This is a genomic window from Streptomyces nidicola, from assembly GCF_050106155.1.
Classification (GTDB): Bacteria; Actinomycetota; Actinomycetes; order Streptomycetales; family Streptomycetaceae; genus Streptomyces.
The window spans coordinates 4,016,833-4,041,064 of record NZ_JBNBPI010000001.1 but is presented as its reverse complement, the minus strand read 5'-3'; the positions used below and the strand labels follow the sequence as shown (position 1 = coordinate 4,041,064).

Below are 24,232 nucleotides of genomic sequence, written 5' to 3'. Positions count from 1 at the left end.
GACAGCCATGACCATTTCCGTCGAAAGCCAGACCGAGGGTCAGACCGGGAGCGGGGCCGGAAGCCAGGCCGAGGGCCGGGCCGGGGCCGGGAGTCAGGGCGGGGGCCAGGTCGCGGACGAGGTGCTGAGGCCGCACGCCGAGGACGCGTTCGCGGAGGAACTCGCGGCGCTCGCCGCCCAGGACGACCGGCCGCGGCCGGCCCGCTGGCGCATGTCGCCGTGGGCCGTCGCGACCTATCTGCTCGGCGGCACGCTGCCCGACGGCACGGTGATCTCGCCGAAATACGTGGGCCCGCGCCGCATCGTCGAGGTCGCCGTGACGACGCTGGCGACCGACCGGGCGCTGCTCCTGCTCGGCGTGCCCGGCACCGCCAAGACCTGGGTGTCCGAGCATCTCGCGGCCGCCGTGAGCGGGGACTCGACGCTGCTGGTGCAGGGCACGGCGGGGACGCCGGAGGAGGCCATCCGCTACGGCTGGAACTACGCGCAGCTGCTGGCCAACGGGCCGAGCAGGGACGCCCTCGTGCCGAGCCCGGTCATGCGGGCGATGGCGGAGGGGATGACCGCGCGCGTCGAGGAATTGACGCGCATCCCGGCCGATGTGCAGGACACGCTGATCACGATCCTGTCCGAGAAGACCCTGCCGATACCGGAGTTGGGGCAGGAGGTGCAGGCCGTACGCGGCTTCAACCTCATCGCCACGGCCAATGACCGGGACCGCGGGGTCAACGATCTGTCGAGCGCGCTGCGGCGCCGGTTCAACACGGTCGTGCTGCCGCTGCCCGCGAGCGTGGAGGACGAGGTCGACATCGTCTCGCGGCGGGTCGACCAGGTCGGCCGCGCACTGGAGCTGCCCAGCGCGCCCGACGGCATGGACGAGATCCGCCGCGTCGTCACGGTCTTCCGTGAACTGCGCGACGGTGTGACGGCTGACGGGCGGACGAAGGTGAAGTCCCCCAGCGGCACGCTGTCGACCGCCGAGGCCATCTCCGTCGTCACCAACGGCCTTGCGCTGTCCGCGCACTTCGGGGACGGCGTGCTGCGTCCCTCCGACGTGGCCGCCGGAATCCTCGGGGCCGTCGTGCGTGATCCGGCGGCGGACCGGGTCGTCTGGCAGGAGTACCTGGAGGCCGTGGTGCGCGAGCGCGACGGCTGGAAGGACTTCTACCGGGCCTGCCGAGAGGTGAGCGCATGACGACACCGGCCACGGGCCCCGCGCTGCTCGGCGTGCGGCACCACGGTCCCGGCTCCGCGCGCGCCGTGCGCTCCGCGCTCGACGCCGCACAGCCGCGGATCGTCCTGATCGAAGGACCGCCCGAGGCCGACGGTCTCGTACCGCTCGCCGCCGAGGACGGCATGCGGCCCCCGGTCGCGCTGCTCGCGCACGTCGTGGACGAGCCGGGGAGGTCCGCCTTCTGGCCGTTCGCCGAGTTTTCGCCCGAATGGGTCGCGATCCGCTGGGCGTTGGCGCGCGACGTGCCGGTGCGCTTCATCGACCTCCCGGCCGCGCACAGCCTGGCGATGCGGGCGGAGGACGACTACGGCGACGACCAGGAAGAGAGGACGGGGGAGGGGGACTCCGTGCGTGTGGACCCTCTGCGGGTCCTCGCCGAGACCGCCGGATACGACGACGCGGAGCGCTGGTGGGAGGACGTCGTCGAGCACCGGGACGGCGACGCCTTCGCAGCGCTCGGCGAGGCGATGGGAGCGCTGCGGGAGACGTGCGGGGACGGCGGACACGAGCGGGATCTGCTGCGCGAGGCGTACATGCGGCTCCAAGTGCGCGCGGCGCAGCGCGAGTTCGCCGACGACGTAGCTGTCGTGTGCGGGGCGTGGCATGTGCCGGCGCTGCGGCAGAAGACGACCGTCGCGGCCGACCGCGCCCTGCTCAAGGGGCTGCCGAAGGCGAAGGTCGACATGACGTGGGTGCCGTGGACGCACCGGCGCCTGGCCCGGGTCAGCGGATACGGGGCGGGGATCGACTCGCCCGGCTGGTACGGGCATCTGTTCAGCGCGCCCGACCGGCCCGTGGAGCGCTGGCTGACGAAGGTCGCCGGGCTGCTGCGCGAGGAGGACCGCATCGTGTCCTCCGCCCACGTCATCGAGGCCGTACGACTCGCGGAGACCCTCGCCGTGATGCGCGGGCGCCCGCTCGCGGGGCTCACGGAGACCACCGACGCGGTGCGGGCCGTGCTGTGCGAGGGCTCGGACGTACCGCTGGCGCTCATCCACGACAAGCTGGTGGTCGGTGACGTGCTGGGGGAGGTGCCCGAGGCGGCGCCCGCGGTGCCGTTGCAGCGCGACCTCACGCGGCAGCAGCGTTCCCTGCGGCTCAAACCGGCAGCCGCGGAGAAGGAGTTGGACCTCGACCTGCGGCGCGACACCGACGCCGCGCGCAGCCGCCTGCTGCACCGGCTGCGGCTCCTGGGCGTGGCCTGGGGAGAGCCGGCGAGATCGGCTCGGGGCTCCACCGGCACCTTCCGCGAGTCGTGGCGGCTGCGCTGGGAGCCGGAGCTGTCCGTGCGGGTCGCGGAGGCCGGGGTGTGGGGGACGACCGTGCACGCCGCCGCGACCGCCAAGGCGGAGACGGACGCGATCGCCGCGCGGGCGCTCGCCGACGTCACGGCGCTCGCCGAGGTCTGCCTGCTCGCGGGGCTCGCGGACGCGCTGCCGACGGTGATGCGGATCCTCGCCGACCGCGCCGCCCTCGACGCGGACGTCGGTCACCTGGCCGGCGCCCTGCCCGCCCTGGTCCGCGCCCTGCGCTACGGCGACGTGCGCGGCACCGACACCGAAGCCCTCGCCGACGTGGCGGCGGGCCTCGCCGAGCGGGTCTTCGTCGGCCTGCCCCCGGCGTGCGCGGCACTCGACGCGGAGGCGGCCGAGGAGATGCGTGGCCATGTCGACGCGGTGCACTCGGCCGTCGCGCTCCTGGAGGACACCGGCGTGCGCGGGCGCTGGCGGACCGTGCTGCGCGTGCTCGCGGAGCGGGACGGCGTGGCCGGGGTGATCCGGGGGCGGTGCGCGCGGGTCCTCCTGGACGAGGGCGTGCTCGACGAGGAGGACGCGGCCCGGCTGATGAGCCTCGCCCTCTCGCCCGGCACCGCGCCGGCCGACGCGGCGGCGTGGATCGAGGGCTTCGTCGGGGGTGGTTCTGGCGGCGGACTGCTCCTGGTGCACGACGAGCGGCTCCTGGCCCTGGTCGACGCGTGGCTGACGCGGGTGTCGGACGACGCGTTCACCGACGTACTGCCGTTGCTGCGGCGCACGTTCTCGGCGTACGAGCCGGGTGTGCGGCGGACCTTGGGCGAGCTGGTCCGGCGCGGGCCATCCGAGGGCGGGCAGTCCCCGGTCACCGGCGGACCGCGCGGCTTCGGAGAGGAACTGGACGCGGAGCGGGCGGACGCGGTGCTGCCGGTGCTGCGCCTCCTGCTCGGTGCGGGTGCGGGTGCGGATGCCCACGGCGACGGCGACGGCGGTGGCGGTGGCGGAAACGACGAGGGCGACAACAGCCCTGAGGGGGCGGTGGCATGACCGGCAGCGGGAGCAGTACCGGTAGCAGTACAGAGAGCAGCACCGAGCGGAACACGGACGAGCGCCTGCGCCGGTGGCGCCTCGTGCTCGGCGGGGCGGACGCGGACGGCACAGGGTGCGGCCTCGAGGGGCGGGACGCCGCGATGGACGGCGCCCTCGCCGCGCTGTACGGCTCGGGCGGCGGCAAGCAACAGGGCGGCGGCAGCCGGAGCGCGGGGCTCGGGGCGTCCGCTCCTGCCGTGGCCCGCTGGCTCGGCGACATCCGGACCTACTTCCCGTCCTCCGTCGTCCAGGTCATGCAGCGGGACGCCATCGACCGGCTCGGCCTGTCCACGATGCTGCTCGAACCGGAGATGCTGGAGGCCGTCGACGCGGACGTGCACCTCGTCGGCACGCTGCTCTCGCTCAACAAGGCGATGCCCGAGACGACGAAGGAGACGGCCCGCGCGGTCGTGCGCAAGGTCGTCGAGGACCTCGAGAAGAAGCTCGCGACGCGCACCCGCGCCACCCTCACCGGCGCCCTCGACCGCAGCGCCCGCGTCCAGCGGCCGCGCCACCACGACATCGACTGGAACCGCACGATCGCGGCGAACCTCAAGCACTACCTGCCCGAGTACCGCACGATCGTGCCCGAGCGGCTGATCGGCTACGGGCGCGCGGCGCAGTCCGTGAAGAAGGAGGTCGTCCTCTGCATCGACCAGTCGGGCTCGATGGCGGCATCCGTCGTCTACGCCTCCGTCTTCGGGGCGGTGCTCGCGTCCATGCGCTCGATAGCGACCCGGCTCGTCGTCTTCGACACGGCCGTCGTGGATCTGACGGACCAGCTCGACGACCCGGTCGACGTCCTGTTCGGCACCCAGCTCGGCGGCGGCACGGACATCAACCGGGCGCTCGCGTACTGCCAGTCGCAGATCACCCGGCCCGCGGAGACCGTCGTCGTCCTCATCTCCGACCTCTACGAAGGAGGCATCCGCAACGAGATGTTGAAGCGGGTCGCCGCGATGAAGGCGTCGGGCGTGCAGTTCGTGACGCTGCTCGCGCTCTCCGACGAGGGCGCGCCCGCCTACGACCGGGAGCGCGCGGCGGCGCTCGCGGGTTTGGGCGCGCCGGCCTTCGCCTGCACCCCGGACCTGTTCCCCGACGTCATGGCCGCGGCCATCGAGAAACGCCCCTTGCCGATACCGGACGCGGCATCGGAAAAGGGTGCACCCGCCGCGAACCGGATATGAGTACCCATCGGTAACAGGGGGCTTGCGCCGCCTCCCTCGCCCCATGCGAGGATTCGGCCACCGTGACTTCCCCGATGGCACTTCCCGCCCCCGTCGCGCGCCTGGTGCGCGCGACGGCAGGACGGCGTGCGCTGCAACTGGCGCTGCTGTTCGGCGGATTGTTCGTCCTCGGGATCGTGTGCGGCGGCCGGGCGCAGGCGGACGGGTTGACCGACGCCGGTTCGCTCGGTGCGGGACACGTGGCGGTGCGGGAGCATGTCGCCGATTCCGTGGGGAAGTTGCGCGAGGCGGGTTCCCGCGAGGCCCCAGACCCTTCCGGGGAGTCCTCGGCGTCCGAGGCCACCGAGTCCACCAAGGACACCGGGGCGTCCACGCACGCCAAGCCGACCGCCCCCACGCAGGGTCCTGCCGACCCCGCACCCGCACCGGTTCGGCCCGCCGAGCCGGCACCGAACCCGGTCGACGCCCAGCACGCACCCGAAGCCAACGCACCCGGCGCCGAGCACGCACCCGGCACCAACGCACCCAACGCCGAGCACGCGTCCGGCGTGCAGCACGCGTCCGGTGTAAAGCACTTGGCGCGCCCGCTGCACGAGAAGCCCGCCGCCCCCGCCGCTCCCAGCGACCCCGCCACCCGCACCAGCACCTCCACCCGAACCCTCACCGCGCCCGTGCACGCGTACCTCACCGAGCCGCTGCGGCAGCACATCGAGGCGCTCGGGGGCGGCCAGGTCCGCCTGCGTTCCGCCGTCGACGCGCTGCGGTATCTGACGGCGCCGGTCGGTGCCACCGTGCGCCAGGTGACGGGGCCCGTCGAGGAGTTGGCGACGCGTGCCGTCGCGGAGCTCGTCGGAGCGGTGCCGGAGCAGCTGACGCACGGCCGCCTCGGCAGGATCATCGGCATCGTGGACCCCGCCGACGCCCGGCCCGCGCCGCCCGCCGTGACCGAGCCGCAGCAGGCGGACGCCGCGGCGGTGCACGGCGACCGCCCCGCCACGGCCGAAGCCCGGCCGCACGCGGCGGTGAGCGGCCCGCAGGCGTACGACGTCGCGCAGTTCGGCGACGTACAGAAGGCGGAAGCGGGCGCGCGGTCCGAGGCGCGTCCCGCGGCGCCCGTCGTGCCGCAGCGTCCCGACGGTGTGCCGTCGGCCGGCGCGAGCGCGGGCGACGGTGGTTCGACGCGCCACGGTGATCTGCACGCGGCGACGTTCGGCGGCCGTGCGCCCGTACTGCTCGCGTCCGGCGCCACGGCGTCCGCGGGCACCGAGCCGGTGGTCGACCGGCTGCGCGACATTCCCGAATTCCCCGGCTAGGGCAGCCCTTCCCCGCCCGTGACCTGCCGCGCGGGGGCGGAACAGGTCTGCCCAGTCGTGAAGTGAATTCGAAGGAACTGACGTACCCATGAACAAGAACATCCGCCGCTCCATCGTGATAGCCGCCGGCGTCTCCGGCGCCTGGGCCCTCGGTTCCGCCGTGGCCAGCGCCGACGAGCTGCCCGCGCACTCGCTGTCCGTGCCGGACGTCGCCGGTGACACCGTCTCCGACGTGCAGAACGACGTGCAGAACGACGTGCAGAACGTGACGTCGGACGTGCAGGGCACCACCTCGAAGGTGACCGACAAGGCCGACCAGCTCACGCAGAACAAGGTGACCCACAAGGCCAAGGCCGCCACCCAGCAGGCCGGGGCCCAGGTCCGGTCGAAGGCCCACCAGGTCCAGGCGCCGCAGGTCAAGGCCCCCACCACCGCCGACGTCGCCGACGTCAAGGACGAGGCCGCCGGTCACGTCGCCGCCGCCCAGGGTCACGTCGCCAACGTCCAGGGTCACGTCGCCGACGCCCAGCAGCGCGTGGCCGACGCCCAGGAGGGTGTCGACTACCTGTTCGGCCCGCTCGACGCCTTCGCCCCGCAGCTCCAGCAGGAGCTGACGCAGGCGGCCGCCCAGGCCCCCGCCTACGTACAGGACACCGCGCAGGGCACCGCCCAGGGCGCCGTCGAGAACGTCCGCACCAACACCGGCCCGGCCGTCGGCGAGACCGCCGACGCCGTGCTTCCGCCGGTCGCCGCCACCGCCGTGCACGGCGTGCTGCCGGTCGCGGGCCAGGCCGTCGGCGACGTGACCACCCTGGCGGGCGGCGCGGTCGGCGACGTGACGCCGTTCGCGCAGACCGTCGTCGGCGACAACGTCGCGCCCTTCGCGACCGGTGTCACCGGCCAGGTCCAGCCGCTGGCCCAGGGCGTCGTGGGCGACAACGTGGCCCCCTTCGCGCAGAGCGTCGTCGGCAACGACGTCACCCCGTTCGCGGGCGGCGTCGTGGACGCGGTCCAGCCGCTCGTGCAGACGGTCGTCGACCACGTGCAGCCGGTCGTCGGCGGCGTCGGCACCAGCGCGCACGGCCTGGCGCAGGGCGTCACCGGCGACGTCACCCCGTTCGCGCAGGGTGTCGTGGGCGACAACGTGGCCCCCTTCGCGCAGACCGTGGTCGGCGACAACGTCGCCCCGCTGGCCGGTGGCGTGACCCACGAGGTCGCCCCGTTCGCGCAGGACCTGACCGGCACCGTCACCGCCGACGCCCAGCCGCTCGCCGGCAACGCCGTCACCGGCGTGCAGGGCGTCGCCGGTTCCGTCGCGCCCAGCTACCTGCCCGGCGTCTGACCGACGCGACGGTGCCCGGTCGGCCGAAATCCATCGGCCGGTCCGGGTCGCTTTCCGGGCATGACGGCGGGTGGTCCGCTTGGGGACGTGACCACCCGCTGACCTGCGGCCTCACCGAGCGCACCCCCGCTCGGTGAGGCCGCTTCCATTCCCCGGGCGCCTCGGCAGCACCGTAGATAGCGCCACAAAAAGGGCGCTCTGTGATGGGTATCACCGCTCAGGTGTGATCTGCGATTTAGAAGCCGTCCCTGAGCGGCGATAACCTGCGAGACGGACATGCCGCGTACTCGGCCACCGTGTACGCCTCCCTAGTGACAGCAGCGACAGCACTCGTCACGTGTGACAGCGGAGTCACGTTGCCCCTCGCGGCACGCCCACGCAGATAACGAACCGCGAGATCACTGATAGGGACGGACGCGCGTGGACCTGTTCGAGTACCAGGCGAGGGACCTCTTCGCCAAGCACGGTGTACCGGTGCTGGCCGGTGAAGTCATCGACACGCCTGAGGCGGCCCGCGAGGCGACCGAGCGTCTTGGCGGCAAGTCCGTCGTCAAGGCGCAGGTGAAGGTCGGCGGCCGCGGCAAGGCCGGCGGCGTGAAGCTGGCTGCCACCCCCGACGAGGCCGTGCAGCACGCGACCAACATCCTCGGCATGGACATCAAGGGCCACACGGTCCACAAGGTGATGATGGCCGAGACGGCTCCGGAGATCGTGGAGGAGTACTACGTCTCCTTCCTCCTGGACCGCACCAACCGCACCTTCCTCTCCATCGCCTCCGTCGAGGGCGGCATGGAGATCGAGGAGGTGGCGGCCACCCGCCCGGAGGCCGTCGCCAAGACGCCGATCGACGCCAATGAGGGCGTGACCCCCGAGGTCGCCCGCAAGATCGTCACGGACGCCAAGTTCCCGGCCGAGGTCGCCGACCAGGTCGCCGAGATCCTCCAGACGCTGTGGAAGACCTTCATCGACGAGGACGCCCTCCTCGTCGAGGTCAACCCGCTGGCGAAGGTGAAGTCCGGCAAGGTCCTCGCCCTCGACGGCAAGGTGTCCCTGGACGAGAACGCCGGCTTCCGGCACCCCGACCACGAGGCCCTCCAGGACAAGGACGCGGCCGACCCGCTCGAGGCCGCTGCCAAGGAGAAGGACCTCAACTACGTCAAGCTCGACGGCGAGGTCGGCATCATCGGTAACGGTGCCGGACTGGTCATGTCGACGCTGGACGTCGTCGCGTACGCCGGTGAGAACCACGGCGGCGTGAAGCCGGCCAACTTCCTCGACATCGGTGGCGGCGCCTCCGCCCAGGTGATGGCGAACGGCCTGGAGATCATCCTCGGCGACTCCGACGTCAAGTCGGTCTTCGTCAACGTCTTCGGCGGCATCACCGCCTGTGACGAGGTCGCCAACGGCATCGTCCAGGCGCTCGCGCTCCTCGAGGAGAAGGGCGAGAAGGTCGAGAAGCCCCTCGTCGTCCGCCTCGACGGCAACAACGCCGAGCTGGGTCGCAAGATCCTCTCCGACGCCAACCACCCGCTGGTGCAGCGCGTGGACACCATGGACGGCGCGGCCGACAAGGCCGCCGAGCTCGCGGCCGCGAAGTAAGGGACGAGGGACAGAACAGCCATGGCTATCTTCCTCAACAAGGACAGCAAGGTCATCGTCCAGGGCATGACCGGTGCCACGGGCATGAAGCACACCAAGCTCATGCTGGCCGACGGCACGAACATCGTCGGTGGCGTCAACCCGCGCAAGGCGGGCACGTCGGTCGACATCGACGGCAATGACATCCCGGTCTTCGGCTCCGTCGCCGAGGCGATGGAGAAGACGGGCGCCAACGTGTCCGTGCTCTTCGTCCCGCCGGCCTTCTCCAAGGCCGCCGTGGTCGAGGCCATCGACGCCGAGATCCCGCTCGCCGTCGTCATCACCGAGGGCATCGCCGTCCACGACTCCGCCGCGTTCTACGCGTACGCGAAGTCGAAGGGCGACAAGACCCGCATCATCGGCCCGAACTGCCCCGGCCTCATCACGCCGGGCCAGTCGAACGCCGGCATCATCCCGGGCGACATCACGAAGCCGGGCCGCATCGGCCTGGTCTCGAAGTCCGGCACGCTGACGTACCAGATGATGTACGAGCTCCGTGACATCGGCTTCTCGTCCGCCGTCGGCATCGGTGGCGACCCGGTCATCGGCACGACGCACATCGACGCGCTCGCCGCGTTCGAGGCCGACCCCGAGACCGACCTGATCGTCATGATCGGTGAGATCGGCGGCGACGCCGAGGAGCGCGCGGCCGACTACATCAAGGCCAACGTGACGAAGCCGGTCGTCGGCTACGTCGCGGGCTTCACGGCGCCCGAGGGCAAGACCATGGGCCACGCCGGCGCCATCGTCTCCGGCTCCTCCGGCACCGCGCAGGCGAAGAAGGAGGCCCTCGAGGCCGCCGGCGTCAAGGTCGGCAAGACGCCGACCGAGACGGCGAAGCTCGCGCGCGAGATCCTCAGCTAAGAGGTTCTCCGCCAGGAGCTTCTCCTACGCAGCTCAGTGGGCCCGCACCGGTGACGGTGCGGGCCCACTGGCGTTGCGCGACGCGCGCTGTTCGGTCGCTATTCGGTCCTCGGGGTGAGCCGCTCGGGCCCTCCGCCGAGCTTCTCCCGCAGCTCCTTGCGCAGCTCCAGATCGGCCTGCGTCAGCGGTTCGGGACCGGTCAGCGGCGGTACGCCGGCGATCGGCGAACCCGGCGCAGGTACCGGCTCGTAGTGCGTGGGCGCCACCCGCACGGTCAGCGCCGTCGCGCCGATGATGAAGACCGTGAACGCGACGGCCGCCCGCGTCCAGAGCCGGGTGCGCCGCTCGCCGTCGCTGCGCACCACCGTGGACACGGGTGCGTCCAGCTTCTCCGAGCCCGCCAGCTCCGCGAGCCGCCGGTGCAGCTGCTCGGGGACCGCGAGGTCGGGCAGCCGCTGGGCGACGGCCTCACGGGCGTGCAGGATGCGGTTCGCGGCGGCCGGTGTGCTGGCCTCCGTCTCCGCCGCGGTCTCCGGCAGATCCAGGCCCACCCCGTCGTACAGCAGCAGCGTGCGCCGGTAGACGGGCGGCAGGTCGAGGAGCGCGCCGAGCAGCTCGCGGTCCTCCGGGGTGGCGGGCGGCGCCTCCGGCTGACGCTTTCCGGGGCGCAGGCCGTGCCACGGCGACATCGCGTATTCGTACGCCGCCGCCCGCACCCAGCCCGCCGGGTCCGGGTCGACCGCCACCTCGGGCCAGTTCTGCCAGGCCTGCTGGAAGGCGCGCTCGACGGCCTCGCGGGCGAGGATCCTGCGGCCGGTGAGCAGATAGGTCTGCCGGACGAGGAACGGAGCGGCGTGCGTGTAGAGCGCGTCGAAGGCCTCGGCGGCGGTGCGGGCGCGGGATGCCGCCGAGGCGGGGTCCGGCGCGGGCTCCTGCTCCAGCACGGCCGTGGCGGTGGCCCCGGCCGTCGGCGGCGCGGGTTCTTGTTCTCGTATCGCGGCGGCCTTCGGGGACGGCCTCGCTGTCGTCGATGCCGCGGTTGTCGATCCCGCTGTCGTCGGGGACGGCTCCTCCGCGGGGGCCAGCTCCGCCAGGAGGCGTGCGTACGCCTCCCGCTTCTGACCCTTTGGAGTGGTGCGGCCGGCCTCCCAGCGACGGACGGTCTCGCGCGTCACGCCGACCCGCTCGGCAACCTGGTCCCGGGACAGCGAGCCGGCCTCGCGGAGCAGACGGCGCTCCTTGGGCGGCGGCAGTGAAGGGGGTCCCCCCTGCTCGAGTCCATTCGAGAGCTTGGGGGAGGCAGCGCCCTGCGTCATCGTGAACTCCACACACCCTTTCGTGCGAAAAAGAACATAAACGTATCTTGTGCGACACATCCGGGCTTCGCCTGTTGCGCGAGGTAAGGGCGTGTCGTTGGGAGCATGGTCCGGTGACCCAAATGACCGGCCTTGGACTGTCGTTGCCCCTGCTCCTGACCCGGCTGCGGGAACGGGCCCCGGGCCCCGTCGCGGGTGCGCTGCGCGGGGCCCTCGCCGCGGGGCTCGGGCTCGGCGCGTGCGCCGTGCTCGTGATGGTGCTGTGGATCAGTTCGCCGTTCCCCGACAGCGGGCCCAGCGGCGCGCTGCACACCGCCGCGGCGCTGTGGCTCCTGGCGCACGGCGCCGAAGTGATCAGGACGGACACCCTGTCCGGGGTGCCCGCCCCGCTGGGCGTCAGCCCTCTGCTGCTGCTCGCGGTGCCGGCGTGGCTGGTGCACCGGGCGGCGCGGGACGCGGCGGAGGAGTCCGAGTCCGTGGCGGGCGTCTGGGCCGGTGTGGCGGTCGGCTATCTCTCGGTGGCGGCCGCGGCGACGTACTACTGCGCGGGCGGTGAGCTGCGCCCCTCGTGGGTGAGCTGCGTGGCGCATCTGGTCGTGCTCGCGGTGGCCGCGTCGGGGTTCGGGGTGTGGACGGCGCACGGGCGGCCGTACGGCCCGCTGCCCGCGCCGCTGGCGGGACGGCTCCCGGAGGGGTTCGTACGAGAGGTGGTGCCGGTCGCCGTGCGGGCGGCGGTGGCCGGGGTGCTCGCACTGGTCGCGGGCGGGGCGCTGCTGGTGGCCGGGATGCTCGTGTGGCACGGGGAGGCGGTGCGGGAGTCGTTCCTGCACCTCACGGGGGCCTGGTCGGGGCGGCTCGCGGTGCTGCTGCTGTGCGCGGGGCTCGTGCCGAACGCCGCGATCTGGGGGTCGGCGTACGCGCTCGGTCCCGGGGTCGTGCTCGGGGTCGGGCACACCGTGGGGCCGCTCGGGAGCGCCGGGGCCGGGATGCTGCCCGCGTTCCCGCTGCTCGTGGCGGTGCCGAAGGCCGGGGACGGCTCGCCGCTCACGTGGGCCGTGGGGGCGGTGCCCGTGGTGGCGGGAGTGGTCGTGGCGTGGTTCGTCGTGGCGGCCGGGGCGGGGTGGTCGTGGCGGCGGATCGCGGGCGGCGTGGCCGTGGCGGGGGCGCTGTGCGGGGTGGCGATGGGGTGCTTGGCCGGGGCTGCCGGTGGGGCCCTCGGCCGGTCGGCGCTCGCGGAGTTCGGGCCGGTGGGATGGGTGACCGGGGCGGTGGCGGCGGGTTGGGTGTGCGTGGTGGGGGTGCCGGTGGGGTCGGCGGTGTGGTGGTGGCGGGAGCGGGGGACGCGGGCGGCCACGGTTGACGAGGAGCCGGAGCGGCAGGCGCAGGACCGGGAGCCCGAGAAGGTGTCGGTGACGGCGACGGAGACGGAGCGGGCGAAGGACGACTCCTTCGCCCTCTACGACTTCTTCGACGAGGACCCGCGCCCCTGAAGCCCCTCCGGCGATTGAGGAGCGGGGTCCGGGGCAGAGCCCCGTGGCCGCAACCCCGGTTCAGCGCTCGCCGAGCAACGGCCTCAGTTCCTTCGGCAGAAGGTCCTCGCAGGACTTCTTCGCCGCGTTGGTCAACGCATCCGTACGGCACTCGTAGTAGTCGCTGTAGACCATCTTCGCCGTGAACAGCGACGCCACCATCGCCAGCGCGAGCGCCCCCGTGACCAGGCCACTGATCGCCGCCGTCGTCTGCGGGCGCGTCGCCTCGGAAGCCGCGGGGCGTGGCGTCGCGGCGACCGGGGTGTCCGGGTCCGCCGGGCGGGGCGACTTCATGCGCAGCGCGCTGACGCCCCAGTACAGGGCGAGCACGCCGAGCAGCAACGCCACGTACGGCCAGCTGAACAGGGCGAAGAAGAAGCCCCACATGCCGGAGAGCAGCGCGTAGCGCGCGCGGCGCTGGGCCGGGTCCGTCGGGTCCCAGCGCATGCCGCCGGGGCCGGGGCCCTGCCCGCCGTTCTGCCCCTCGGGGCCGCCGTTCCCGCCGTTGCCCGGACGGTCGCCGAAGCGGCCGCCCTGGGCGCGGCCCGGCTGGCGGTCGCTCCACTGGCCGCCCCAGGGCGAGTTCCCCCCGCCCTGTCCGGATCCAGAGCCAGAGTCGGAGTCCGAGCCCTCCGGGTGGCGCGGCTGCCACGGCCTGTCGGGCGCGTCATCGGCCGGCGGCGCGAACGGATTGCTGTCCCTGGAGTCGTCCGATTCCTTGGACGGCGGCGACGGCGGCGTGGGTCGGCCTTCGCGCGGCAGGACGGCGCCGGTGGGCAGCGTGAGGCGAAGGCTTCGGTCCGGCATCAGATGTGCGTCTTCCCCTAGGTCGTCGGTCACGGGGGCCGCTGGCGCGGCCCGGCGTGGCGTTCTTCACGTCAACGTCCGATGGCCGCTCAGCGTTCCGTTCCGCCGACGCTACCTGTAGCCCCGGCCCCCGTCCCGTGGGGGCCGTCGGCCGTGCCGGTATCGTTGCTGCCGGTCGGCCGCTTCGTAGGGTTCCCCGTATCGGGGAAGGCGAAGCGTTCATGCGAACGCACAAAAGATGCCGCCGCAGGGGCCGACCGCGCAACGTAGCTCCCCTAGAAAGGGCCCCGTCGTGGCCAAGGCCAAGCGCCTCGTCGTGCTGGTCTCCGGATCAGGAACGAATCTGCAGGCACTCCTCGACGCGATCGCGGCGCAGGGTACCGATGCGTACGGCGCCGAGATCGTGGCCGTCGGCGCCGACCGGACGGGCATCGTCGGCCTGGAGCGCGCCGAGCGCGCGGGTCTGCCCACGTTCGTGTGCCGCGTGAAGGATCACGCCACCCGCGAGGAGTGGGACCGCGCGCTGGCCGAGGCCACCGCCGCGTACGAGCCGGACCTGGTGGTCTCCGCGGGGTTCATGAAGATCGTGGGCAAGGAGTTCCTGGCCCACTTCGGCGGGCGGTTCGTGAACACGCACCCGGCCCTGCTGCCCAGTTTTCCCGGTGCGCACGGTGTGCGGGACGCGCTCGCGTACGGCGCCAAGGTCACCGGATGCACTGTCCACTTCGTCGACGACGGCGTCGACACCGGCCCGATCATCGCCCAGGGCGTGGTCGAGATCCGGGACGAGGACGACGAAAGCGCTCTGCACGAGCGCATCAAGGAAGTCGAGCGCACGCTGCTCGTCGATGTCGTGGGGCGGCTCGCCCGTAACGGCTTCAGCATTGAGGGACGAAAGGTAGTCACCCCGTGACCGCGGAAAACAGCGCCGGAACCGCCGGAAGCAACAAGCGACCCATCCGCCGGGCGCTCGTCAGCGTCTATGACAAGACCGGTCTGGAAGAGCTCGCGCGCGGGCTCCACGAGGCGGGTGTCGAGCTGGTCTCCACCGGCTCCACCGCCGGGAGGATCGCCGGCGCCGGGGTGCCGGTCACCAAGGTCGAGGAGCTCACCGGGTTCCCCGAGTGTCTCGACGGCCGCGTGAAGACGCTGCACCCGAAGGTGCACGCCGGCATCCTGGCCGACCTGCGCCTGGAGGACCACCAGAAGCAGCTGAAGGACCTGGGCGTCGAGCCGTTCGACCTGGTGGTCGTGAACCTGTACCCGTTCAAGGAGACCGTCGCCTCCGGCGCGAGCCCCGACGAGTGCGTCGAGCAGATCGACATCGGCGGCCCCTCGATGGTCCGCGCCGCCGCCAAGAACCACCCGTCGGTCGCCATCGTCACGAGCCCGGAGCGGTACGCGGGTGTCCTCGCGGCCGTCAAGGACGGCGGCTTCGACCTCGCCGCCCGCAAGCGCCTCGCCGCCGAGGCGTTCCAGCACACGGCGTCGTACGACGTGGCCGTGGCGAGCTGGTTCGCCGACGACTACGCCGCCGCCGACGACAGCGGCTTCCCGGACTTCATCGGCGCCACGTACGAGCGCAAGAACGTGCTCCGCTACGGCGAGAACCCGCACCAGGGCGCGGCCCTCTACGTCGACGGCACGGGCGGCCTCGCCGAGGCCGAGCAGCTGCACGGCAAGGAGATGTCGTACAACAACTTCACGGACACGGACGCAGCGCGCCGTGCCGCGTACGACCACGAGGACCCCTGCGTCGCGATCATCAAGCACGCGAACCCGTGCGGCATCGCCGTCGCCTCGGATGTGGCCACGGCCCACCGCAAGGCGCACGCCTGTGACCCGCTGTCGGCGTTCGGCGGCGTCATCGCCGTGAACCGCCCGGTCACCAAGGAGATGGCGGAGCAGGTCGCCGACATCTTCACCGAGGTCATCGTCGCGCCCGACTACGAGGACGGCGCCCTCGAAGCCCTCACCAAGAAGAAGAACATCCGCGTGCTGCGCGCCCCGAACGGCCCGGCCGCGAAGGTCGAGACGAAGCAGATCGACGGCGGCGCGCTCCTCCAGGTCACGGACCGCCTCCAGGCCGACGGCGACAACCCGGCGACCTGGACGCTCGCGACCGGCGACGCCCTGTCCCAGGGCGAGTTGGACGAGCTGGCGTTCGCCTGGAAGGCCTGCCGCGCGGTCAAGTCCAACGCGATCCTGCTCGCCAAGGACGGCGCCTCCGTCGGCGTCGGCATGGGCCAGGTCAACCGCGTCGACTCCGCGAAGCTCGCCGTCGAGCGGGCCGGCGAGGAGCGGGCGCGCGGCGCGTACGCCGCCTCCGACGCGTTCTTCCCGTTCCCGGACGGCCTGGAGATCCTGACCGCCGCGGGCATCAAGGCCGTGGTCCAGCCGGGCGGTTCGGTCCGCGACGAGCTGGTCGTCGAGGCCGCGAAGAAGGCGGGCGTGACGATGTACTTCACCGGCACGCGGCACTTCTTCCACTGATCCACCGCATCGCACGACGAAGGGCCCGCCGGTTTCGACCGGCGGGCCCTTCGTCGTCGTACGGGAGCGAGGTGCGGCGTCAGGAGTTCGTGACGACGGCGGTCTTCGCGGCCTTGTCGTGCCAGCCCTGAAGGCGGCCCGACTTGTCCCAGAACGGGGAGAGGAAGACGAGGAGCTGGCCGATACCGCAGGCGATCACGCCGGCGATGGGGATCAGAATGCGCACGAGCGCACTGCCGAAGCCCGGCTTGCCACCGTTCTCGGCGTTGACGACGCGGATACCGACGGCCATCTTGCCGAGCGTGGCGCCGACGGTGGCGATCATCAGCCACTCGTAGAGGAACATGATGAGGTACAGGACGCCGACGACCGCGAAGGTCGAGGCCAGGATGCTCGACGAGGCGTCGTTAACGCAGGACGAGTAGTCCGACGCGTACGGGTCACAGTCCTTGACCGAGGACATGGAGCCCACGATGCCCACGAAGGACAGGATGCCGTTGATGATCCCGATCAGCACACCGTCGATGAGGCGCCCGCCGAAGCGGCGGCCCATCGAGGCGGGCGCGCCGGGCCCCGACTGCGGGAAGTAGCCACCCGGGCCGCCGGGACCCTGCGGGTACGCGCCGTACGGCTGCCCCGGCTGCTGCTGGGGGTACCCGTAGGGCTGCGCGGGCTGCTGCTGCGGATAGCCGTAGCCCTGCGGCGGGACGCCCTGCGGGGCCTGCTGGGGGTAGCCGGCGGGCTGCGGCGGCTGCTGGCCGTAGGGGCTGCCCTGTGGGGGCTGCTGCGGCTGCTGGCCGTAGGGGTTGTTCGGGTCGCCGAAACTCATGGCGGGATCCTCCGGTGAGCGGATGGGGACGGAGCGGATCTGCGGAGGATCACCACGGCCTAGCGGTTGCCCGAGCGGCAGTCCCCCCTGCCGCTGATCCGCGGCACTGCGCGGATCATGCTCGTAAACCGGACACCCTTCTGTCCAGTGGACCCCGCAGGCTGTTGTGCAAGTGCAACTTGGGTGAATCCCGGCCGCCCTGAAAGAATGGCGGCATGACCGCCCAGATTCTCGATGGCAAGGCCACCGCAGCCGCGATCAAGTCCGATCTGACCGCCCGCGTGGCGGCGCTGAAGGAGAAGGGGGTCACGCCGGGGCTCGGCACGATCCTCGTAGGGGAGGACCCCGGAAGCCAGAAGTACGTCGCGGGGAAGCACCGTGACTGCGCGCAGGTCGGCATCGCGTCGATCCAGCGCGAGCTGCCCGCGACGGCCACGCAGGAGGAGATCGAGGCCGTCGTCCGCGAGCTCAACGAGGACCCGGCCTGCACCGGCTACATCGTCCAGCTGCCGCTGCCCAAGGGCATCGACGAGAACCGCGTCCTCGAACTGATGGACCCGGACAAGGACGCCGACGGCCTGCACCCCATGAACCTCGGCCGCCTCGTCCTCAACGAGCCGGCGCCGCTGCCCTGCACCCCGTACGGCATCATCACGCTGCTCAGGAAGCACGGCGTGGAGATCAAGGGCGCCGAGGTCGTCGTCGTCGGCCGTGGCGTCACCATCGGCCGCCCGATGCCCCTGCTGCTCACCCGCAAGTCCGAGAACGCCACGGTGACGCAGTGCCACACCGGCACCCGTGACCTGTCCGCGCACCTCAAGCGGGCCGACATCGTCGTGGCCGCCGCGGGCGTGCCGCACCTGATCAAGCCCGAGGACATCAAGCCGGGCGCCGCCGTGCTCGACGTCGGGGTCTCGCGCGACGAGAACGGCAAGATCGTCGGCGATGTGCACCCCGGCGTCACCGAGGTCGCCGGCTGGATCTCGCCGAACCCGGGCGGCGTGGGCCCGATGACCCGCGCCCAGCTCCTCGTGAACGTGGTGGAGGCCGCCGAACGGGACGCGAACGGTGTCGGCTGAGGCGGCCGGGAGCATGGCGATGGGCGCCGAGGGTGCCGCCGAGGACTCGAAGAAGCCCGGCAGCCGGCGCTTCCCCCGGATCACGCGCGACACCGCGCGTCCGGAGGGCGGCGGCCGGGCCGCGGGCGGGGACGCGCCGGCGCCGGCCCGCCAGTGGCCGCTGATCGCCGTCCTCTCGGTGACCGCGATCGGGCTGCTGCTGACCGCCTTCGGCCTGTTCCGCGTCGGCACGATCCTGGTGGGCGTCGCGCTGATCGGCGGGGCCGTGCTGCGCTGGCTGCTGCCGGACGTCGGGATGCTGGCCGTGCGCTCGCGCTTCACCGACATGATCACGTGCGCGGGTCTCGGCATCGTCATCGTGCTGCTCGCGATGATGGCGCAGCCCGAGCCGTGGCTGACGATTCCGTTTCTTCAGGACACCCTGCACTTCACGGTGCGCTGAGCCGTCGGCGAGCCGTCCATGAGCCGTCGGTGAGCCACCGACAACCCCAAGTGACAGGCGGGGCCTCCATCTTGGAGGCCCCGCCTCCTTTTGTGGTGATCTCCGGCACGTTCTCTGGGTTTTCCGCACGCAAGGGCCGGTGCACGCTGTCGAATGACCCCATACGCCCCCGGACCGGGAACTGACATCCTGGTTTCCCGCATCCCAATGGGTAGCCAGTGGGGGCCGAAGCGCGACGCGCGGCGCGGGGGATCAGGGCTCGCGGGGGGAATAGGGGGAAGGGCGATATGCCTCGTTGGAAGGCGCTTCCGGATGAACTCGACCCACAGGTCAGGGAGTTCGCCGGACAGCTGCGCCGACTTGTGGACCGCAGCGGCCTGGGGATCGCCGCGCTCGCGGACCGGACCGGGTACAGCAAGACCTCGTGGGAGCGGTACCTGAACGGGCGGCTGCTCGCACCCAAGGGCGCCATCGTCGCGCTCGCCGAGGTGACCGGCACCAATCCCGTCCATCTGACGACGATGTGGGAGCTCGCGGAGCGCGCGTGGAGCCGTTCCGAGATGCGCCACGACATGACCATGGAAGCCATCCGGATATCCCAGGCGCGGGCCGCGCTGGGCGAGTTCGGGGGGCCCGCGCAGGCCACGCAGACCAAACCGGCCAAGCCCGCCAAGCCCGCCAAGCAGGCCGAACCGGCCGGGCCGGCCGAGGTGCGGCGCCCGACCGTGCCGCCGCAGGCGACGGCGCCGAGCGTGGACCAGTTCGGCCCCGCTCCCGTGCTGCCGCCGCAGGAACCCCCGCGGGGCGCGGTGCCGGGCGGCGGCGGGAGCGGCCGGCGCCGGCTGCTGATGTTCGGGGCCGGGGCCCTGGGCGCCGTCCTGATCATCGCCGTCGGTTTCTTCGTGCTCAAGGGGAACGAGGGCGATCCCGAGGCCAAGAAGTCGCCCTCGCCGAGCGCGAGCGCGACCCAGCTGCCCGAGGGCGTCAAGTGCGTGGGCGCGGGCTGCGGCGGCAAGGACCCGGAGGCCATGAACTGCGGCGGTGTCCACGCGCTGAACTCGACGACGGCCGTCGTCGGCTCCGTCACCGTCCAGGTCCGCTACAGCAAGACCTGCAAGGCGGCGTGGGGCCGGATCCAGGGCGCGGCGCCGGGGGATGTCGTACAGCTGGAGAAGGGCACCGCGTCCTCGAAGAAGGGCACGGTCAGCGCCGCGGACACGGACGCGTACACGCCGATGATGGCCGTGGACGCGGCCTCCGACGTCAAGGCGTGCGCGACGCTCGCGAGCGGGCAGAAGGGCTGCACCAAGTAGCTCCGCGGGGACGGGGCATGGGTGCGCCACTTCGGGGAAGGCGCAGCACTACCCCCACGGGATGGCGCAGGAGCACCCCCACGGCGGCCGTTCGAGCCTTTCTCTCCCGGGCTCGGCGGCCGTCCTTGTGTTCGGACCATGGCACGGGAGGGCCGCTGTGGGGCGATCCACATGGACCTGTGGTTCCCCTTCGGGCGGGGCGCGATAGCCTGACGAACGGATCTCTTGATACCAAGAGATCGATCAAATGACCTGCTGTCCTACGGAGAACGCCATGACCCGCACTCCCGTGAACGTCACCGTCACCGGCGCCGCCGGCCAGATCGGCTACGCACTGCTCTTCCGCATCGCCTCCGGCCAGCTGCTCGGCGCGGACGTGCCGGTCAAGCTGCGTCTCCTGGAGATCACCCCGGCGCTCAAGGCCGCCGAGGGCACCGCCATGGAGCTCGACGACTGCGCCTTCCCGCTGCTTCAGGGCATCGAGATCACCGACGACCCGAACGTCGCCTTCGACGGCGCCAACGTCGGCCTCCTCGTCGGCGCCCGCCCGCGTACGAAGGGCATGGAGCGCGGTGACCTCCTCGAGGCCAACGGCGGCATCTTCAAGCCGCAGGGCAAGGCCATCAACGACCACGCCGCGGACGACGTCAAGATCCTCGTCGTCGGCAACCCGGCGAACACCAATGCGCTGATCGCCCAGGCCGCCGCCCCGGACGTACCGGCCGAGCGCTTCACCGCGATGACCCGCCTCGACCACAACCGCGCGCTGACCCAGCTCGCGAAGAAGTCGGGCGCCACGGTCGCCGACATCCAGCGCCTGACCATCTGGGGCAACCACTCGGCCACCCAGTACCCGGACATCTTCCAGGCCACGGTCGCCGGCAAGCCCGCCATCGAGGCCATCGGCAACGACGAGAAGTGGCTGGCCGAGGACTTCATCCCGACCGTCGCCAAGCGCGGTGCCGCGATCATCGAGGCCCGTGGCGCGTCCTCCGCCGCCTCCGCCGCCAACGCCGCGATCGACCACGTCCACACGTGGGTCAACGGCACGGCCGAGGGCGACTGGACCTCCATGGGTATCCCGTCGGACGGCTCGTACGGCGTGCCGGAGGGCATCATCTCGTCCTTCCCCGTCACCACGAAGGACGGCAAGTACGAGATCGTCCAGGGCCTGGAGATCAACGAGTTCTCGCGTACGCGCATCGACGCGTCCGTGCAGGAGCTGGTGGACGAGCGCGAGGCCGTGCGCGGCCTGGGCCTCATCTGAGCCATGACGTTCATGTGACCCGCGCGGTCGCGGCGGTTGCCCCTCGGACTTCCCGTCCGAGGGGCAACCGCTTTTCCGTGGTCCCACCACGTCCCACCACACGTCATGCGGAGTATCCAGTTCTGCATGTCACCGTGACGTCTTATGCTTCTCCTTCATCAACTGCCGCACGCACACGGGCAGTTCGAACAGTCATCATCGATGGCATCGGGGGAGTGGTGTGAGCACCGCCTATGTACCGCAGCAGTCGTCATCCGGAGCTGAGGCCGGGGCGGTGGGGCCACCCCCGCCGGCGAAACCGCCGCACGCCAGCGAGGCCACCCGGCTGCTCTGCGCCGGCGCCTATCTCGACCAGGGCTACCGGGACCGGGTCATCGAACAGCTGCATCTGCACGAGCAGCGCATCGCGGCCCCCTCGCTCGGCTTCGACGCGGCGCGCGTCCTCGCGCACGCGTTACGCGCCCGCCGCATCGAGGTGGCCTGGTCCTGGGCCGTGCTCGGCCTGTGGGTCGTGGGCCTGCCGCTGACCGACTACTGGATCCTCGTGTTCCTGCTGCCGTCCGCGCTGCTCGCGCTCGGCGTCTGGATCCGCGGGCCACAGCAGCGGCCGCCGATCTACCGCCGGGTGGCCGCCTGGTACGTGCGCTGGTGGGGCCGGGGCCTGCTGATCATGCTGCTGCTCGCCACCGTGGCCATGGTCACCAGCGACGAGAACGACTACGAGGGCTTCTCCTACGAGGTCCGTTCGGGCCTGCGCGAGGTCCTGCCCGACGTCCTGAGCTGGATGGTTCCCGAGGGCTCTGCCTCCGGTGACGCCCTGCACGGCTGGCTCACGATGCTGCTGCTCGTCCTGATCGCCGCGTGCGTGGGCGCCCAGCGCAGCCAGTTCGCACGCGCGCTCGGGGCCGAACTGTCCGAGGCGCGGTTCGGGGACGCGACCGCCGACCCGGCGGAGAGCGCCGAGGGGGCCCGCTTCCAGCGCGTGAAGCGGCGGATCAGGGTCGAGCAGCACGCACCGCTGATCATGTACCACGCCGTCCGCCCGTTCTGCGGGGCCGGCGAACCGGTCGACACCTGGACCCTCGCCGTAGAGCTGCGGCCCGACCGGATGAAGAAGCAGCAGCCGCTCAACAACCGGAAGATCCTGGAGCAGATCCGGCCACTGCTCGAACAGCTGCGGCTGCCCGCCGAGTTCGCGGGCACCACCGTGCGCGACCGGCTGCGCCGGCTGGAGATCGACGAGTGCGTCTTCCTGCCCGCCGAGGGCCTCGCGCACCGGGAGGACGCCCCGTACCGGGAGGAGGCCTTCGAGGAGCACCGGGCCCGGTCCGTCGAGGAGGGCGCGGAGAAGCGCCGGCACTTCCTGCGGATCCGGGTCGGCGGCTGGGAGGAGGAGCTGGTCGTCACCGTCTTCGTCCGCGTCCACACCCAGGGCCGGATGCTGATGCTGGAGATCGCGCCGCACGTCCTCGCCCCGGTGCGGGAGCCGTTCCAGAACGCGGACCGCACCGCCCACCAGTTCCGCCACAACAACCCGCTCGGCAAGGCCGCCTGGGCCTTCGCGAGGGTGGCGGGCTCGCCCGTGCGCTCCCTCGTCACCGTCGGCCGCTGGGCCGGCTACGGCTGGCGGGTGCTCACCGGCGGGTACGGGAGCGCGCTGCCGGACGGCCCCGCCGTGTCGGTGCGCGAGCTCGGTTCGGAGGGACCCGGCTCGCAGTTTCAGCAGATGGACGTCGAGCGCTACCTCAAGTCGATCCAGGACCGCATCGCCAACGGAGTGCTCCACGCGCTCGCCGAATCCGGTTACCAGACGGGCGAGTTCGTCCAGAAGATCGTGAACATCAGCAGTGGCGGCGTGAACATCGACCGGGTCGAGGACTCGACCTTCGCCGTCGGTTCGCACGCCAGCGCGACGTCGGGAACGGCCGACGGCACCGCGCGGAACGAGAAGGGGGCCGGTGACCATGGCAGCGAATGAGGAGCCCTCGGTCAGCATCGGTGACGTCCACGGCAGCACCTTCGCCATCGGCAGCCACGCCCGCGCGGAGAGCCACACGAACACCGCGCCGCAGCAGGACGAGGCCATGCGGGAGCTGCTCGAGGCGGTGCGCGCGCTCCGCGCCGACCTGCCCCGGCTCCGGGACGACGACGGACAGCTGCGCACCCTCGACGCCGAACTCGCCGAGACGGAGGGCGAGATCACCCGGACCGGCCGCGCCCCGGCGACCCGGATCGAGCGGCTGCGCGCGCTGCTCGGCGACTCGCAGGCGGTCGTCTCGCTGCTCGCGTCGGCCGGCACGGTGGCGGCCATGCTGGGGAACCTGAGATGAGCGGACGCCACTGGAACGAGGAGACCCAGCGCTGGGAGGAGGCGGGTACGGGCCCCGGGTCCGTGTCGTCGCCGCCCCCGCCGCGCCCGGACTTCGCCCCGCCGACCCCCTGGCCGGGTCCCGAGCCGCAGGAACCGCCCCCGTCGCCGTCCGGCAGGACCCGGCGCTTCGCCGTCGTCGTGCTGGGCGCGGCCGTCCTCGGCGCCGCCGTCGCGACGACGGTGGTGCTGCTCGGCCGCGGGGACGACCCGGTGCCCGATCCGAAGCCGACCGGGACGTCCGCGGCGCCCACCAGCTCCGGCCCGGAGCCCACTCCCACGCCCACCCCCACTCCCTCGCCGACCGGTGAGCTGCCGGCCGACTACCGGGAGGTGTCGGACGACGCGGGCTTCACGCTCGCGGTGCCCGAGGGCTGGGACCGCAGCGAGAGCAAGCAGGGCGTGTTCTACACGTCCCCCGACGAGTCCTCGCTCATCCAGATCTTCACCATCACGGAGCCGGACACCACACCGCTCGAGTCGCTGCGGGTCGCGGCCGACAGTCTCTCGACGAGTCTTTCGAAGGACGGGTACGAGCAGTCCTCACTGGAGGAGACATCGGCGCCCGAGGGGGCTTCGGAAGAGGTCACCGACGACGCGGCCGAGCTCGTCTACTCGTACGACAGCGAGAAGCTGGGCGCCCGCAGGAAGGTGGTCGACTTCTCGTTCACCACGCAGGACGGCACCCAGTACGCGGTCCTCGTCGCGGGCCCGGAGACCGAGTGGCCCGGGCAGCGGGACCGGCTCGCCACCGCGCTGTCGCGGTTCGCGCAGGGGTGAGGACACGGGCGGCCGGCCCTGCTCTCACACGGGCGGCCGCCCTTGCTCTCACGGAGCGTCGCGGCCCGTGCTCGCGTAGTGTCGTGACA

Annotated in this window: 20 protein-coding genes; 17 read left to right on the top strand and 3 right to left on the bottom strand. The window is 72.2% G+C overall.

Annotated elements, in window-relative coordinates; all coding sequences use genetic code 11:
• Positions 1-7: 7 nt before the first annotated feature.
• The 7 genes from ACOKM3_RS18270 to sucD all read left to right on the top strand — a co-directional run bounded on the left by ACOKM3_RS18270 (position 8) and on the right by sucD (position 9,920).
• Positions 8-1,195, top strand: a complete 1,188-nt coding sequence (locus ACOKM3_RS18270; RefSeq protein WP_426901776.1) for an ATP-binding protein — start codon at positions 8-10, stop codon at positions 1,193-1,195.
• Positions 1,192-3,534, top strand: coding sequence for a DUF5682 family protein (locus ACOKM3_RS18265; RefSeq protein WP_426901774.1), 2,343 nt, complete (start codon positions 1,192-1,194; stop codon positions 3,532-3,534). The genes ACOKM3_RS18270 and ACOKM3_RS18265 overlap by 4 nt, the downstream gene beginning before the upstream one ends.
• Positions 3,531-4,763 carry a VWA domain-containing protein gene (locus tag ACOKM3_RS18260; protein ID WP_426901773.1) on the top strand — a complete coding sequence of 411 codons (1,233 nt, stop codon included), beginning with the start codon at positions 3,531-3,533 and terminating at the stop codon, positions 4,761-4,763. Before ACOKM3_RS18265 ends, ACOKM3_RS18260 begins: the two co-directional genes overlap by 4 nt.
• 62 nt (positions 4,764-4,825) lie before the next feature.
• Positions 4,826-6,076, top strand: coding sequence for a hypothetical protein (locus tag ACOKM3_RS18255; protein WP_426901771.1), 1,251 nt, complete (start codon positions 4,826-4,828; stop codon positions 6,074-6,076).
• An 88-nt stretch (positions 6,077-6,164) separates the two neighbouring features.
• A complete protein-coding gene (locus ACOKM3_RS18250) occupies positions 6,165-7,418 on the top strand; it encodes a hypothetical protein (RefSeq protein WP_426901769.1) in 1,254 nt (417 codons plus the stop codon).
• Positions 7,419-7,838: 420 nt separating this feature from the next.
• Entirely contained in the window at positions 7,839-9,017 is a 1,179-nt protein-coding gene (gene sucC / locus ACOKM3_RS18245; protein ID WP_426901767.1) for an ADP-forming succinate--CoA ligase subunit beta, read from the top strand.
• Positions 9,018-9,038: 21 nt separating this feature from the next.
• Positions 9,039-9,920, top strand: coding sequence for a succinate--CoA ligase subunit alpha (gene sucD / locus ACOKM3_RS18240; protein WP_385756027.1), 882 nt, complete (start codon positions 9,039-9,041; stop codon positions 9,918-9,920).
• 98 nt (positions 9,921-10,018) lie between these two features.
• Here sucD and ACOKM3_RS18235 read toward each other — a convergent pair whose 3' ends face one another.
• Positions 10,019-11,236 carry a helix-turn-helix domain-containing protein gene (locus tag ACOKM3_RS18235; RefSeq protein WP_426901766.1) on the bottom strand — a complete coding sequence of 406 codons (1,218 nt, stop codon included), beginning with the start codon at positions 11,234-11,236 and terminating at the stop codon, positions 10,019-10,021.
• A gap of 122 nt (positions 11,237-11,358) precedes the next feature.
• Here ACOKM3_RS18235 and ACOKM3_RS18230 point away from each other — a divergent pair, with 122 nt between their 5' ends.
• A complete protein-coding gene (locus ACOKM3_RS18230; protein ID WP_426901764.1) occupies positions 11,359-12,726 on the top strand; it encodes a cell division protein PerM in 1,368 nt (455 codons plus the stop codon).
• Between the two features lie 60 nt (positions 12,727-12,786).
• Here ACOKM3_RS18230 and ACOKM3_RS18225 read toward each other — a convergent pair whose 3' ends face one another.
• Entirely contained in the window at positions 12,787-13,572 is a 786-nt protein-coding gene (locus ACOKM3_RS18225) for a hypothetical protein (RefSeq protein ID WP_426901762.1), read from the bottom strand.
• A 238-nt stretch (positions 13,573-13,810) separates the two neighbouring features.
• Between ACOKM3_RS18225 and purN the strand changes: the two genes are divergently transcribed.
• The gene (gene purN, locus ACOKM3_RS18220) at positions 13,811-14,485 is read left to right on the top strand and encodes a phosphoribosylglycinamide formyltransferase (RefSeq protein ID WP_426901761.1); all 675 of its coding nucleotides are present in this window, start codon (positions 13,811-13,813) and stop codon (positions 14,483-14,485) included.
• On the top strand, positions 14,482-16,065 hold the full coding sequence (purH, locus tag ACOKM3_RS18215; RefSeq protein WP_426901760.1) for a bifunctional phosphoribosylaminoimidazolecarboxamide formyltransferase/IMP cyclohydrolase: 1,584 nt from the start codon (positions 14,482-14,484) through the stop codon (positions 16,063-16,065). The genes purN and purH overlap by 4 nt, the downstream gene beginning before the upstream one ends.
• Before the next feature lie 79 nt (positions 16,066-16,144).
• Here purH and ACOKM3_RS18210 read toward each other — a convergent pair whose 3' ends face one another.
• Positions 16,145-16,894, bottom strand: coding sequence for an RDD family protein (locus ACOKM3_RS18210; protein ID WP_426901759.1), 750 nt, complete (start codon positions 16,892-16,894; stop codon positions 16,145-16,147).
• Between the two features lie 215 nt (positions 16,895-17,109).
• Here ACOKM3_RS18210 and ACOKM3_RS18205 point away from each other — a divergent pair, with 215 nt between their 5' ends.
• The 7 genes from ACOKM3_RS18205 (at position 17,110) to ACOKM3_RS18175 (ending at position 24,143) form a co-directional block, all read left to right on the top strand.
• Positions 17,110-17,973: a bifunctional methylenetetrahydrofolate dehydrogenase/methenyltetrahydrofolate cyclohydrolase gene (locus tag ACOKM3_RS18205; protein ID WP_426901758.1), complete on the top strand. Its 864-nt coding sequence runs from the start codon at positions 17,110-17,112 to the stop codon at positions 17,971-17,973.
• Positions 17,974-17,992: 19 nt separating this feature from the next.
• Entirely contained in the window at positions 17,993-18,415 is a 423-nt protein-coding gene (locus ACOKM3_RS18200) for a DUF3017 domain-containing protein (protein ID WP_426901757.1), read from the top strand.
• A gap of 287 nt (positions 18,416-18,702) precedes the next feature.
• Entirely contained in the window at positions 18,703-19,728 is a 1,026-nt protein-coding gene (locus ACOKM3_RS18195; RefSeq protein WP_426901755.1) for a helix-turn-helix domain-containing protein, read from the top strand.
• 274 nt (positions 19,729-20,002) lie between these two features.
• Positions 20,003-20,995, top strand: a complete 993-nt coding sequence (locus ACOKM3_RS18190) for a malate dehydrogenase (RefSeq protein ID WP_426901753.1) — start codon at positions 20,003-20,005, stop codon at positions 20,993-20,995.
• A 220-nt stretch (positions 20,996-21,215) separates the two neighbouring features.
• Positions 21,216-22,973: a hypothetical protein gene (locus ACOKM3_RS18185; protein WP_426901751.1), complete on the top strand. Its 1,758-nt coding sequence runs from the start codon at positions 21,216-21,218 to the stop codon at positions 22,971-22,973.
• On the top strand, positions 22,960-23,325 hold the full coding sequence (locus ACOKM3_RS18180) for a hypothetical protein (protein ID WP_426901749.1): 366 nt from the start codon (positions 22,960-22,962) through the stop codon (positions 23,323-23,325). The genes ACOKM3_RS18185 and ACOKM3_RS18180 overlap by 14 nt, the downstream gene beginning before the upstream one ends.
• Entirely contained in the window at positions 23,322-24,143 is an 822-nt protein-coding gene (locus ACOKM3_RS18175; protein ID WP_426901748.1) for a hypothetical protein, read from the top strand. The genes ACOKM3_RS18180 and ACOKM3_RS18175 overlap by 4 nt, the downstream gene beginning before the upstream one ends.
• Positions 24,144-24,232 lie beyond the last annotated feature (89 nt).

Coding starts and splice junctions, on each gene's coding strand:
- ACOKM3_RS18225 (WP_426901762.1), bottom strand. CDS start 13,572: ATGCCGGACCGAAGCCTTCGCCTCACGCTGCCCACCGGCGCCGTCCTG.
- ACOKM3_RS18180 (WP_426901749.1), top strand. CDS start 22,960: ATGGCAGCGAATGAGGAGCCCTCGGTCAGCATCGGTGACGTCCACGGC.
- sucD (WP_385756027.1), top strand. CDS start 9,039: ATGGCTATCTTCCTCAACAAGGACAGCAAGGTCATCGTCCAGGGCATG.
- ACOKM3_RS18270 (WP_426901776.1), top strand. CDS start 8: ATGACCATTTCCGTCGAAAGCCAGACCGAGGGTCAGACCGGGAGCGGG.
- ACOKM3_RS18235 (WP_426901766.1), bottom strand. CDS start 11,236: ATGACGCAGGGCGCTGCCTCCCCCAAGCTCTCGAATGGACTCGAGCAG.
- ACOKM3_RS18260 (WP_426901773.1), top strand. CDS start 3,531: ATGACCGGCAGCGGGAGCAGTACCGGTAGCAGTACAGAGAGCAGCACC.
- ACOKM3_RS18195 (WP_426901755.1), top strand. CDS start 18,703: ATGCCTCGTTGGAAGGCGCTTCCGGATGAACTCGACCCACAGGTCAGG.
- ACOKM3_RS18190 (WP_426901753.1), top strand. CDS start 20,003: ATGACCCGCACTCCCGTGAACGTCACCGTCACCGGCGCCGCCGGCCAG.
- ACOKM3_RS18175 (WP_426901748.1), top strand. CDS start 23,322: ATGAGCGGACGCCACTGGAACGAGGAGACCCAGCGCTGGGAGGAGGCG.
- ACOKM3_RS18250 (WP_426901769.1), top strand. CDS start 6,165: ATGAACAAGAACATCCGCCGCTCCATCGTGATAGCCGCCGGCGTCTCC.
- ACOKM3_RS18265 (WP_426901774.1), top strand. CDS start 1,192: ATGACGACACCGGCCACGGGCCCCGCGCTGCTCGGCGTGCGGCACCAC.
- ACOKM3_RS18230 (WP_426901764.1), top strand. CDS start 11,359: ATGACCGGCCTTGGACTGTCGTTGCCCCTGCTCCTGACCCGGCTGCGG.
- ACOKM3_RS18205 (WP_426901758.1), top strand. CDS start 17,110: ATGACCGCCCAGATTCTCGATGGCAAGGCCACCGCAGCCGCGATCAAG.
- ACOKM3_RS18210 (WP_426901759.1), bottom strand. CDS start 16,894: ATGAGTTTCGGCGACCCGAACAACCCCTACGGCCAGCAGCCGCAGCAG.
- ACOKM3_RS18200 (WP_426901757.1), top strand. CDS start 17,993: ATGGGCGCCGAGGGTGCCGCCGAGGACTCGAAGAAGCCCGGCAGCCGG.
- purN (WP_426901761.1), top strand. CDS start 13,811: ATGCCGCCGCAGGGGCCGACCGCGCAACGTAGCTCCCCTAGAAAGGGC.